Annotated in this window: 9 protein-coding genes; 3 read left to right on the forward strand and 6 right to left on the reverse strand. The window is 72.6% G+C overall.

What is annotated here, in order from left to right; all coding sequences use genetic code 11:
* The first annotated feature begins 42 nt into the window (after nt 1-42).
* The 3 genes from OG842_RS35720 to OG842_RS35730 all read left to right on the forward strand — a co-directional run bounded on the left by OG842_RS35720 (nt 43) and on the right by OG842_RS35730 (nt 2,481).
* Nucleotides 43-1,017 carry an acetylxylan esterase gene (locus tag OG842_RS35720; protein ID WP_266734918.1) on the forward strand — a complete coding sequence of 325 codons (975 nt, stop codon included), beginning with the start codon at nt 43-45 and terminating at the stop codon, nt 1,015-1,017.
* Nucleotides 1,018-1,158: 141 nt separating this feature from the next.
* Nucleotides 1,159-1,842, forward strand: a complete 684-nt coding sequence (locus OG842_RS35725) for a hypothetical protein (protein ID WP_266734917.1) — start codon at nt 1,159-1,161, stop codon at nt 1,840-1,842.
* Between the two features lie 147 nt (nt 1,843-1,989).
* Nucleotides 1,990-2,481: a hypothetical protein gene (locus tag OG842_RS35730; RefSeq protein WP_328512602.1), complete on the forward strand. Its 492-nt coding sequence runs from the start codon at nt 1,990-1,992 to the stop codon at nt 2,479-2,481.
* Nucleotides 2,482-2,493: 12 nt separating this feature from the next.
* Here OG842_RS35730 and OG842_RS35735 read toward each other — a convergent pair whose 3' ends face one another.
* The 6 genes from OG842_RS35735 to OG842_RS35760 all read right to left on the reverse strand — a co-directional run bounded on the left by OG842_RS35735 (nt 2,494) and on the right by OG842_RS35760 (nt 12,076).
* A complete protein-coding gene (locus tag OG842_RS35735) occupies nt 2,494-4,206 on the reverse strand; it encodes a serine/threonine-protein kinase (RefSeq protein ID WP_266734914.1) in 1,713 nt (570 codons plus the stop codon).
* A 55-nt stretch (nt 4,207-4,261) separates the two neighbouring features.
* On the reverse strand, nt 4,262-7,276 hold the full coding sequence (locus OG842_RS35740; protein ID WP_266734912.1) for an alpha-mannosidase: 3,015 nt from the start codon (nt 7,274-7,276) through the stop codon (nt 4,262-4,264).
* Nucleotides 7,277-7,322: 46 nt separating this feature from the next.
* Nucleotides 7,323-8,048 (reverse strand): polysaccharide deacetylase family protein, encoded by a 726-nt coding sequence (locus OG842_RS35745; RefSeq protein ID WP_266734910.1) that lies wholly within the window; start codon nt 8,046-8,048, stop codon nt 7,323-7,325.
* Nucleotides 8,045-9,154 carry a Gfo/Idh/MocA family protein gene (locus OG842_RS35750; RefSeq protein WP_328512603.1) on the reverse strand — a complete coding sequence of 370 codons (1,110 nt, stop codon included), beginning with the start codon at nt 9,152-9,154 and terminating at the stop codon, nt 8,045-8,047. Before OG842_RS35750 ends, OG842_RS35745 begins: the two co-directional genes overlap by 4 nt.
* A 100-nt stretch (nt 9,155-9,254) precedes the next feature.
* Nucleotides 9,255-10,889: an FAD-dependent oxidoreductase gene (locus OG842_RS35755; RefSeq protein WP_266734907.1), complete on the reverse strand. Its 1,635-nt coding sequence runs from the start codon at nt 10,887-10,889 to the stop codon at nt 9,255-9,257.
* Between the two features lie 14 nt (nt 10,890-10,903).
* Nucleotides 10,904-12,076 (reverse strand): GntR family transcriptional regulator, encoded by a 1,173-nt coding sequence (locus tag OG842_RS35760; protein WP_266734905.1) that lies wholly within the window; start codon nt 12,074-12,076, stop codon nt 10,904-10,906.
* Between the last annotated feature and the right edge of the window lie 102 nt (nt 12,077-12,178).

Genomic DNA, 12,178 nt, shown 5'->3' on the forward strand with positions numbered 1-12,178 from the left:
CACGGCACACTGTCCCGAGCCCCCACGTGAGGAGACCAGCTCATGGCCCTGTTCGACCTGCCGCTGCCCGAACTCCGCGCCTACCGGCCGCAGATCGACGAGCCGGACGACTTCGACGCCTTCTGGTCGAAGACCCTCGCCGAGACCCGCGCACACGACCCCGCGGTCTCCTTCGAACCCGTCGAGACCGGGCTGACCGGCACACGCACCTGGGACGTCACGTTCGCCGGCTTCGGCGGCCACCCGGTCAAGGGCTGGTTCACCGCCCCCGCGAACGCCGAGGGCCCGCTCCCGCTCGTCGTCCAGTTCCACGGCTACAACGGCGGCCGCAGCCTTCCGCACTGCTGGGGCCTGTGGCCCATGGCCGGATTCGCCCACTTCATCATGGACGTGCGCGGCCAGGGCAGCGGCGGCAACGTGGGCGACACCCCCGACCCGGTCGGCTCCGGCCCCTCCCACGCGGGCTTCATGACCCGGGGCATCGAGGACCCGGAGAGCTACTACTACCGCCGCGTCTACGCCGACGCCGTGCGCGCCGTGGAAGCGGCCCGGTCGCATCCGCTCGCCGACCCCGCCCGCACCGTCGCGCTCGGCGGCAGCCAGGGCGGCGGCATCACCCTCGCGGTCGGCGGACTCCTCCCCGACCTGGCAGCCATCGCCGCCGACGTCCCGTTCCTCTGCCACTTCGGCCGGGCCGTCACCCTCACCGACGCCAACCCGTACGCGGAGATAGCCCGCTACCTCAAGATGCACCGAGGCAAGGAGGAGACCGCCCTGCGCACCCTGTCGTACTTCGACGGGGTGTCCTTCGCCGCCCGGGGCACCGCCCCCGCGCTCTTCTCCGTCGCGTTGATGGACCAGGTCTGCCCGCCGTCCACGGTCTTCGCCGCCCACAACGCCTACCGCGGCGAGAAGGAGATCGAGGTCTACCCGTTCAACGGACACGAGGGCGGTGCCATGTTCCAGGAGGCCGCCCAGCTCCGCTGGGTGCCGAAGGCACTGAACAGCACGGTCTGAACCCCGCCGCACCGCAGCCGGCGTGGTGTGGATCACGGACAGGTTGTGGACACCGTGTATATGGTCCACCGGGGCACGTCAATGCCCCGTGACGTGCGAGGACAAGGGCGAACAGTGCGGCAGAGAGCCTATGCGCAGGCGATGCGCGTCATCGCGTGCGCGCTGATGGCGTGGCAGGTCTGGATGATGTGGTACATCGCCAGCCACGAGGCGGCGGGGGTGAAATGGGCCTGCGACCTGGCCGGGGGCTGCGCCAGTGACCAGCTCGCATCCATGTCCCCGATGCTCGGCATCGGCTTCGCCGTCGTCCTCGGCCTGCTCTGCGCCCGGTACCTCCACCGGGCGGCACCGGGCGCGATGATCGCACTCTCCGCCGTCGCGGCCGCGGTCGGCTGGTACGACGCGCTGGCGGAGGGCCAGGTCGAGCGGGACACCGTCACCAGCTTCCACATCTTCCTTCCGCTCGGCGACTTCACCGTCTCCCAGTGGCTCACCTTCCTGTGGTCCGCCGCGGGCGTCGGCTGTCTCGCCGCCTGGTGGGGCGCCGCGGTGAGCCTGCGGCGCACCGCGGGACTGCGCAGGCTGTCCCGCCGCTACCGCACGGCCGACGCGGTGCTGGAGGGCTGGCGCCCGGTGGGCCGGAAGTACGGTGAGGTCACCGCGGTGTTCGACGACGAGGACGGAGTGCGCCACGAGGTCCCGGCCGTCGTGGAACGCGTCGCCCTCAGACGCGACACCCTCGCCGTGTACGACGCCGACCGCCCCGGCGACCCGGCCCTCACCAGGGTCGCCATCCCCCGCCGGAAGTTGCTGCGCATCTCATGACCACGTCGACCTCTCCCGCGCCCTCCCTGCGAAACGCCCTCCGGCTGCTCACCGTGGTGTCCGCGACCGGCACCGGCCTCGCGCTGGCCGCAGTGGTCCAGGGCGCCCTGGACGGCCCCCGCTGGCTGCTGATCGTCGGGGCTGCCGGTGACGGCCCTGGCCCTGACGGCGTACGGCAAGGCGGCCGAGGACATGAAGTCGGGCGTCGCCGCCCCCGCGCTGCGCTCCGGCGGCCCGCGCGCCTTCGCGCCCGCCGTGGTCAACGGGGTGAAGGCGGTGAACAAGAAGAACGGCCGGACCGCCATCGACGGGCAGGCCGTGGACTCCGTGTTCGCCTTCGACCTGACCGTGATGACCGACGACCTGCCCCCTTACCGGATCGAGGTCCGTCACCCCCTCGACCTGCAGGGGCTGTTGCACAGGTCCAGGGCGGTCGTCGAGTACGACCCCGAGCAGCCCTGGCGGGTCGTCATCCCCAACAACCCGCCGCGCGAGTGGCTGGCCCGGGCGGAGCGCCTCGTTCCGCCGGCGGGCGAGGTGAAGCGCCGGGCCGGCGGCGTTCCGGCCGGGTTCCGCGCGCTGGTGTCGGGCGCGGTGATCGCGGCCGTGCTGCTGGTACTGGTACGGGTGCTGGGCTGAGCCGCCGCGGGCTCAGCCGTTGCGCGGGTACTTCTTGAGCACCTTGCCGTTGATGTCGGCCCGCAGATAGGCGCCGCCGTACTCGTCCGAGACGTAGACGCTCAGCGTCGGCTGGTAGTTGTCGAACGGCGAGGCCGGGTCGATGTCCACGTAGTGGGTGGTGGGCTCGGCGACGCCGAGCTCCTTGTCCGCCCGGCGGATCAGCCCCGGCAGGGCGTCCCAGTCGAACTTCTCCAGGTCCACGGACTTGGAGCCCGATATGAGCGTGCCGCCCGCCCGTTCCCGGGTGGCCTTGCCGTCCCGGTAGGCGAAGACGTCGTACAGGGCCTTGTTCTTCGCGATCGGGGCCTCGGCGCTCGCGTGCACGTCGTACAGCGTGAACGACGTGATCTCGGTGGTGCCCATCACCGGCTTGAGCGCCGCGATGACGGATCGTGCGCCGGAGGGCGTCAGCAGGTTCTCGGGCGCGGTGGGCTTCTGCGGGGTCTCCTTCTCCTCGGCGGGGGAGGGCCCGCCCGAGGAGTCCGGGGCCGGTTCCGAGGCCCGGCCGGAGGCGGACGGGGTGCTCCCGGAAGCCTTCGTGTCCTCGGCGGGCAGCAGCGACCACACCAGCACCCCGGTCAGGGCGGTGCCCGCGAGGGCGGTGGATATCGCGACGGCACGGCCGCGCCGGACCCGGCGGCGGATCTCCTGGGTGCCCAGCGTCGCGGGCTGCGGGCGCGGGGGAGCGGTGACGGGCGGACGCCGCACGGGGGCGGTGGGCAGGACGGTGGTCGGGCCGGGGGGACCGAAACCGGGCGGCACCGCGTCCTGCCGGGTGAGCGCCGCCGGACGGGGCGGCACGGCATCCTGCGGCGCCGCACGGCCCGGTCCGGTCGCTGGCGCCGGCTCGCTCACCGCCGCGAGCATCCGGTCCAGCTCCTCGGGACCGGGCCTGGCGGCCGTGTCCCGGGTCAGCAGCGCGTTCAGTACCGGAGCCAGCGGACCGGCCTGCGCGGGCGGCGGGATCTCCTCGTCCAGCACGGCCGCCAGCGTCGCCAGGGTCGTGGCCTTGCGCAGCGGGTGTCGGCCCTCCACGGCGACGTACAGCATCATGCCGAGCGACCACAGGTCCGACGAAGGATCGCCCTCCTCGCCGCGAATGCGCTCGGGCGCCATGTAGTCGGGGGAGCCGATGATGGAACCGGTTGCCGTCAGACTCGTGGACTCACGGATCGCCGCGATGCCGAAGTCGGTGAGCACCGGGCTCCCGTCGGCCCGCAGCAGTACGTTGGCGGGCTTGACGTCGCGGTGCAGGATCCCGGCGGCATGGGCGGCCCGCAGCGCGGACAGCACTCCGCGGCCCAGCTCGGCGGCCTCGACCGGGGAGAGCGTCCCCTCGGCCAGCCGCTCCGCGAGCGAGGCGCCGGGCACCAGCTCCATCACGATCCACGGGTATGTCCCCACGCCGCCGTCCACGATGTGGTGGACCGTGACGACGCCCGGGTGGTCGAGCCGGGCCAGCGCACGCGCCTCGCGCAGCACCCGCTCACGCAGCAGCCGGGCCGACTCCGGATCGTTCTCGGCGAGCGCCGGGTCCGGGGGCCGGACCTCCTTGAGCGCCACATCGCGGTGCAGGGCCAGGTCGTGGGCTCGCCACACCATGCCCATACCGCCACTGCCGAGCCGGCTCACCAGCTCGAAACGGTCGTCGATCACACGGCGCACAGGCCCCCCAGCGGTCATGGAAAAAAGAGTACGGGGCAGGTCCGACAAGGCAGGCACCCACCCCGTACGCCTCTCACGCCTCGTCGTCCGGTGTGAGCCTGAGCGTCACGATCTGGAAGGGCCGGAGCACCAGCCGGACCGCATCGCCGTCCACCTCGGCCCGCTCACCCGCGAGCGGACGCTCCAGCAGATCCGTGACACTCGCCCCGGCCAGAGCGAAGCCCGCCGTCAGACGGGCCGAGACCCGCCCGCCGTGCGCCTCGTGCAGCCGGACCACCACGTCCCCACTGCCGTCGTCGGCGAGCTTCACCGCCGTCACGACCACCGCGTCGTCGTCGACCGAGACCAGCGGGGCCACCTCGGCGCTCCCCGGCACCCGGCGCTCGGGCAGACCGAACGACCAGCCCTCACGGACCGCGTCACCGATCGTCGCCCCCGGCAGCAGCGCGTACCGCAGCCGGTGCACCCCCTGGTCGGTCGCCGGGTCGGGATAGCGGGGCGCCCGCAACAGCGAGAGCCGCACCGTCGTCGTGGTCGAACCGTCCTCGCGGACCGTACGGGTCACATCGTGCCCGTACGTCGAGTCGTTGATCAGCGCCGCACCCCAGCCCGGCTCGCCGACATGCAGGAAACGGTGGGCGCAGATCTCGAACTTGGCCGCCTCCCAGCTGGTGTTGGTGTGCGTCGGCCGCTGCACGTGCCCGAACTGGGTCTCCGCAGTGGAGTGATCGGCGCGCACATCGATCGGGAACGCCGCCTTGAGGAACTTCTCCTGCTCGTGCCAGTCGACCTCGGTGTCGATGTCGAGGCGCCGCGCACCGGGCCGCAGCGTCAGCAGCTGGGTGACCCGGGACGAGCCGAAGCTGCGCACCACCTCGACGCCGTCACCGCTGCGCCGCACCACGTCCGCCCCGGTCAGGTCGGTCACCGTGTTGCGGTAGAAGGCATCGACGTCCCACGCGTCCCACCGGTTGGGCAGATCCGGGTGGACCTGGAGCAGATTCGCCGCGCAGCCCGGCGCGACCGTCTCGCGCCCGGTCGCCAGGTCGACGACGGAGACCACGAGCCCCCGCCCGTCCACGGTCACCCGGAGCACCCCGTTGTCCAGCCGGAAGCCGGTGCCGTGCTCCGCGACCTCCACGGCAGGCTGCCCGTGGTCCTGCCCGACGGGCGCCGCGCCCCCCGCCGCGATGCCGGCCCGGCCGTGCGGCGCGGAGTTGAACACCACCGTGCCACCGCCCTCCGGGGCACCGGCCAGCGCCCGCTGCGCCGCACCGATCACCGCCTCCAGCTCAGCGGCGATCCGGGCGTACGTCGCCTCGGCCTCACGGTGCACCCAGGCGATCGACGAACCCGGCAGGATGTCGTGGAACTGATGCAGCAGCACGCTCTTCCAGATCCGGTCCAACTCCTCGTGCGGATAAGGGAATCCGGCCCGGACCGCGGCGGTCGCCGCCCACAGCTCCGCCTCCCGCAGCAGATGCTCGCTGCGCCGGTTGCCCTGCTTGGTCCGCGCCTGCGAGGTGTACGTACCGCGGTGCAGCTCCAGATACAGCTCGCCCAGCCACACCGGCGGCCGGTCGTACTCCGCCTCGGCGGCCGCGAAGAAGTCCGAAGGAGCCTCGATCGTCACCCGGGGGGAGCCCTCCAGGTCCGCGAGCCGCTCGGCACGCGCCAGCATCTCGCGGGTGGGGCCGCCACCGCCGTCACCCCAGCCGAACGGCACCAGCGAGCGGGTGGCGTGGCCCTTGTCCCGGAAGTTCTCCTCGGCGTGCGCGAGCTCCTCGCCGGACAGCTCGGCCACATAGGTGTCCACCGGCGGGAAGTGCGTGAACACCCGGGTGCCGTCAAGCCCCTCCCACAGGAAGGAGTGGTGCGGGAACGGGTTCGTCGTGTTCCACGAGATCTTCTGGGTGAGGAACCAGCGCGAACCGGAGAGCTTCACCAGCTGCGGCAGCGCCGCCGAGTAGCCGAACGAGTCCGGCAGCCACACCTCCTGAGTCTCGACCCCGAACTCCTCCAGGAAGAACCGCTTGCCGAACACGAACTGCCGGGCCAGCGCCTCCGATCCGGGCATGTTGGTGTCCGACTCCACCCACATCCCGCCCACCGGCACGAACTGACCGGCGGCCACCTTCTCCTTCACCCGGGCGTACAGCGCCGGCTGGTGCTCCCGCAGCCAGTCCAGCTGCTGCGCCTGCGACATCGCGAAGACGAACTCCGGTCGGTCGTCCATCAGCGCCACCACGTTGGAGGTGGTGCGGGCGACCTTGCGCACCGTCTCCCGCAGCGGCCACAGCCACGCCGAGTCGATGTGCGCGTGTCCCACCGCAGACAGCCGGTGCGCGGAGGCGTGCGCGGGGGATGAGAGCACCGCCCGCAGCCACTCCCGGGCGGCGGGCGCGCTCGCTCCCACGGCGTCCAGGTCCAGGGCGTCCAGGCAGCGTTCCACCGCGCGCAGGATCTCCCAGCGGCGCGCCGATCCGAGCGGCAGCTGCCGCATCAGCTGGTCGAGCACCTCCAGGTCCTGGACCAGCTCCCACACCTGCTGGTCGAAGACCGCGAGGTCCATTCGCTCGACGCGGTACAGCGGCTCGCTGCCCGCCGTCCCCCGGTCGCCCAGCGGACTGACCCCGTCCAGGATCTCCGGATTGGCGGCGGCTTCCAGGAAGTACGTGAACTCCTCGCCGCCCGCCACCGGTTCGCCGATCCGCAGCCAGGTGTTGCGCGGGTTGAGCGCCTTGACCACGCTGCCGTCCGGCCGGTGGGCCAGCGCCTCCGCGGAGAAGCCGGGCCGGTCCTTGGCGAAACCGAGGTCGATCACCGCCTCGACGGTCTCACCGGCCCAGTCCCGCGGGACCCGGCCGGTCACCCGGAACCAGCTGGTGCCCCAGGCCGGCCCCCAGTCGTCGCCGATGGCGCCCGGCTCGTACGGGGCGGCCACCGCCTCGGTGAAGGGCACCGGTTCGCCGGGGGCGTGCCAGACCTCGAACTCCAGCTCCGCGGTACGGGGGTGGACGGCGGGGCGGATGCGCTCGCGCAGGGCGCGGCCGAGCCGTTCCTCGGTCAGTGTGCGGTCGTCATGCATGGGTGAAGGGCCCCTCTGGAGGAAATGTTTGCAACGCGTCGGTGGTTCACGGGAGTTCGTCGAAGCCCACACAGGGCAGTGACATCCCGTCGGCCGCGGCCAGGAGCTTCTCCAGCCGGGCCGGGGTCACATGGTTGGCCTCGTGGGCGTCGGCGACGCAGTGGGCGTAGAGCGTGGTCACACCGCCGTGCTCGGCGCTCCGGTGCAGTGCCGCCTCGACACCGCTCAGATCGTCCCCGTACGCGAGACCCCCGCGCCCGGAGTCCACCGAGCAGCCCGGCAGGACCCGCCGGGCGGCGACGTCACCGGCCGGGACGTGGAGTTCGGCCGCGAGGGACGGATCTGCGCGACGGGCGACCGGCACCCCGCCGCGCAGCCGCTCGAAGAGCGTGAGGAGCAGCCGGTCGGTGTCCTCGTCGCGGGCGCTGCACGGGTAGGCGAAGCTGCGGGCCGGGAAGCCGAGGCGGCGCAGCGCGTCGAGGGCGGGCACCACCTCGCGGTCGAGGTAGGTGCCCGCGCCGTGCGCGGCGACGAACTCCGGTGCGCGCTCGTGCCGCAGGCCGTGGCAGCCGACGGTGTGGCCGTCGTCCGCGAGCCGGCGCAGCAGCCGCACCTCGTCCCGGTCCAGCCGGTCGGGCTCGCAGACGAAGAAGGTGACCCGCGCGCCGTACGAGGTGAACAGCGGCGCGACCGCGGCCCACTCGTGCACGTGCCGGTCGTCGAAGGTGAGCAGCAGCGCACGGTCGAAGCCGCCGTCCGGGCGGTCGGTCATCGCCCCGGCTCCTGTGGCGCCCAGCCGGGAACGGAGCCGTGCAGCGCCGTGTAGAAGGGGTCGCCCGGGACGATCTCGCCGGCCCGGACCGGGAGACCGGTGAGCGCCGCCTTGTACATCGCGGTGATCAGCTCCAGGGAGCGGCGGCCGTCCCCGGCGCTCGCCCTGGGCCGGCGCCCCGCCCGCATGTCGGCCAGGAGCGAACGCAGTTGGGCGGAGTGCGAGCTCGGGACGGACTCGGCCGGGGAGTTCCAGCGGTCCGCCCGGCCGGGGTCGACGCCGGGCGCCGGGGTGTAGGTCCAGTCCCCGTTCCCGTACCCGTAGAGATGGTTCAGTTCGATCGTGGCGTCCCGCAGATCGATCCGCAGATGGCTCGACTGCCGTGGCGAGAGTGCGCTGTTGACCACGGTGGCCAGCGCACCCGAGGCGAAGCGCACGGTGGCGGTGGTGACGTCGTCGGTCTCGACGTCACGGGCCAGCCGGCCCGCCATGGCCCGGATCTCCGCCCAGTCGCCGAGCAGTTCGAGCAGCAGGTCGATCTGGTGGATGCCGAGCCCCATGGCGGGGCCCGCGCCCTCGGTCGCCCACTTCCCGCGCCACGGGACCGCGTAGTAGGCGTTGTCGCGGTACCAGGTGGTCTGGCAGTGGGCGACCAGCGGCGCCCCCAGCTCCCCGGAGGCGATGAGCGCCTTGGCGTGTTCGGCCCCCGAGCCGAACCGGTGCTGGAAGACGATCGGCGAGTACGGGCCCTGCTCGCCCTCGGCGGCGGTCATGGCGTCGTACTCCGCCAGGCTCAGCGCCGGCGGCTTCTCGCACCACACCCAGGCCCCGGCGGTCAGCGCGGCGACGACCTGCTCCCGGTGGGCGACGGGCGGCGAGGCGACGACGACGAGATCGGGGCGGAGCTCGCCCAGCGACGCGGCGAGATCGGTGGAGTGGTGGGGGAGCGCGAAGTCGGCGGCGAAGGAGCGGGCGGCCGCGGGATCGGCGTCCACGGCCCCCACCACCGTGAAGTCCGAGGGAAGTCCGAGGAACGCCGGCATATGGACGGCGCGGGCGATGTTGCCCGCGCCGACGAGCAGTACACGATAAGGAGTCGCAGTCACAGAGGGCCGTCCAGGCTGAGGGCGTGAGCCGCCGGGATTGGTAAGCGTTTTCCAGCAGGTCGGGAAAGTGCCCTCCCCGAAGGAAGGGCAGTGGGTCGGGTCAGAGGGTGGCGTAGAGCGCCCCGGCACTGGTCACGGGTCCGGTGCGGAGCCGGTCCGGCCAGTCGAGGGCGAGACCGAGCGAGGAGCTCAGCCGGTCCTGGAAGGAGGCGAGCCGATGCTCGCTCGCGCGGACCGCACGCGGCGGCAGCCGGTGCTCCAGGCAGTAGGAGACCAGTGCGCCGACCGCCTCACCGATGCTCCACTGGCCCGCGTGCCCGCCGAGCGCGGGCGCGCTGAGATGGGTGGCGCCGATGTTCAGCCCGGCAGGGAGCAGATTGTCCACCCGTACCGGCAGCAGCGCCCCCAGCGGCAGCTGGAACGGCAGGCACTCCAGGTCCAGCCCCGCGCCGCCCCCCGTCCCGGGGTGCAGGGTGATCCGGGAACGCAGGGTGCCCACGCTGTCCGTGAACGTCTCGGCGCCCGGCGCCCCGGCCCGCGCCTCGGCGGTCAGCTGGTGTTCGAGGAGGGTGAACTCGGCCCGGATGCGCCGGGATTCGCGTACGTGCGCGGCCTTGGCGAACCCGTCGCCGGTGCCCGTGACATCGGGCCGCAGCCGCAGCTCGGGGTAGCCGTGACCGCCGTCGTGCCGGGGCGCGCGGGTCTGCATCCAGTACAGGAACGACCTGGCCTGCTCGCGTGCCTCCTGCTCGGCCCGCGCCCGTACCTCGTCCCCGCAACCGGCGAGCGGGAGCCCGCTGTAGGCGGTCTGCTCCCAGTCGACCAGGGTGATGTCGCTGTCGAACGTACCGGGCAGATACCGGCTCCGGGCGAACGCCCGCAGCCGGTGCCAGCGGTCGTTGGGCGGTGCCGCCCAGGGCGGGACGTCGTCCGGCTCGTGCAGGAACAGCGGCACGGAGCGGGCCGGTCCGCCGCCCGGCTCCGCGGTGTCCCAGGAGAAGGTGTCTGACCACCGGTCGTAGCCGGCCGGCCGGTCCACCGTGTGGTCCTCGCCGGGGCGGTGGTCCAGGGCGAAGACCCAGGAGACCGGCTGCTGGTCCAGCGGATCGGCGACGGCGGGCGCGTGCGGCTCGCCGGTCTCCTCGCGGGACTCGGCGCCGGTGACGTGCTCGACGCCCGCGAGCGCGAGCAGCTCGCCCAGGTCCGTCGCGTCGATGACGTAGCGGGCACCGACCGTCAGCGGCCGGTCGTCCGCCCCCGCCAGGGTCACCGAGGTCACCCGGTCCCCGTCCGCCTGGGCCGCTACCGGACGGTGGCCGAGCAGCAGGGTGAGCCTGCCGGATGCGAGGTGCGGGGTCAGGAGCTCCTGGACGACCGCGAGTGCGGCGCGCGGCTCGTGGCTGAGATGGCCGGTGGTGCTGAGGCCGGGGTCGAGCAGGGGATCGGCGAACGGCTCGGGGCACAGCGGGTAGTTGCGCCGGTAGAAGTCGCGTATCCGCTCGCGCAGATCGCGGTAGCCGGGGGAGACGGGGTCCAGTTCGATGCGGTGTCCGTCGGCGAGCGGCACGGCCTGCGCGGTGAACAGGCCACCGGGCCAGTCGGTCGCCTCGGTGAGCACGACGCGGTGTCCGAACCGGGCGGCGGTCAGCGCGGCGGCGAGACCGCCGAGACCGGCACCGACCACCAGGACATCGGTCCCGAGTTCGCGGGTACGGGGGGTGGGGGCGGCGAACACAGGAGTCTCCTCCCTCAGGGCCGGCGGGCGGCGACGGTACGGAGCCGGACCGGCACGGACTCGCGCGTCCTGATCCGGACGGGAAGCACGATCTGCTCGGCGCTCCGGTACGGGTCCTCGCCCGCCGCGCGCTCCGCGATCCGGGTGACCAGCTGCTCGACCGCCCGCAGGCCGATCTCCCTGGCGGGGAGCCGGGCGGCGAAGCTGGTGAGCGGCAGCAGGTCGTAGGGGCCGGCGTCGTCCATACCGGCCAGCACGATCTCGTCGGGCACGGCGACGCCGAGCGCGGCCAGGTCGGCGGCCGCGGTGGCGACGGCGAAACCGTGAGCGCACAGCAGCGCGGTCGGCGGCTCGGGCGAGCCGAGCAGTTCGGTCAGCAGCTCCTTGCGATCGTCCTCGGACAGTGCCGTGTACGAACGCAGCGCGGTCAACTGGGGGAGCAGTGGCTGGTCATGGGCGCGCAGCGCCTGCTTGTGCCCGGTCATCCGGTCGTGGACGCTGGTGCACTGCGTCTCGCCCCAGAGCGTCGCTATCCGCTCGTGGCCGTCGGCCAGCAGGTGTTCGGTGAGCCGGTAGCCGACGTCGTAGTTGTCGGCGGTGACCGCGTCGATGGCGAGACCCGGAAAATACCGGTCGACCAGGACCATGGGGATGCGCAGGCGCCTGATCTCGGCGAGTACGCCGGGATCGGGCACACCTTGGACGGGGTAGAGGATGATGCCCTCGACCCGGTCCTCGACGGCCTGGCGCAGCACCTGGTCCTGGCGGGCCAGCGAGGCTTCGTGCGAGGCATGCCCCGTCTCGGTCATATGGACGGCGGAGTCGGAGAAGAACAGCCGCATCCCGCGCTCCGAACAACCGGACTCGATCCCGCGCAGCACCTCCGACTGGTACGGACCCTGGCCGCTGATGATGCAGGCGATCACCCCGGACCGGTGCGCCGCGACGGGCTCCGCGGCCCGGTCCTCAGGGTCGGCGACAAAGGTCCCCTGGCCCCGCCGACGCACCAACAACCCTTCCGCGACAAGGTCGTTGAGCGCCCGGACAGCGGTGGTGGAGCTGACCTGGAAGCGCTCGCGCAGCTGGTTCTGAGTGATGAACGGAGCACCGGCCTCGTACTCGTCACGTGCCACCTCGGCCCGCAACTCGTCCTTGATGCGCTGGTACTTGGGCCCAGACGTACCCATCCAGCCACCACCCTTTCGGATTTGACGCGTCAATCGGCGTTGACCTCAGTGTGGTGGGGGTTAATGCATTATTTCAAGGGGGTTGCAGGGAAAGGATCGACA

Origin of the sequence: Streptomyces sp. NBC_00376, assembly GCF_036077095.1 — a bacterium.
Taxonomy (GTDB): domain Bacteria; phylum Actinomycetota; class Actinomycetes; order Streptomycetales; family Streptomycetaceae; genus Streptomyces.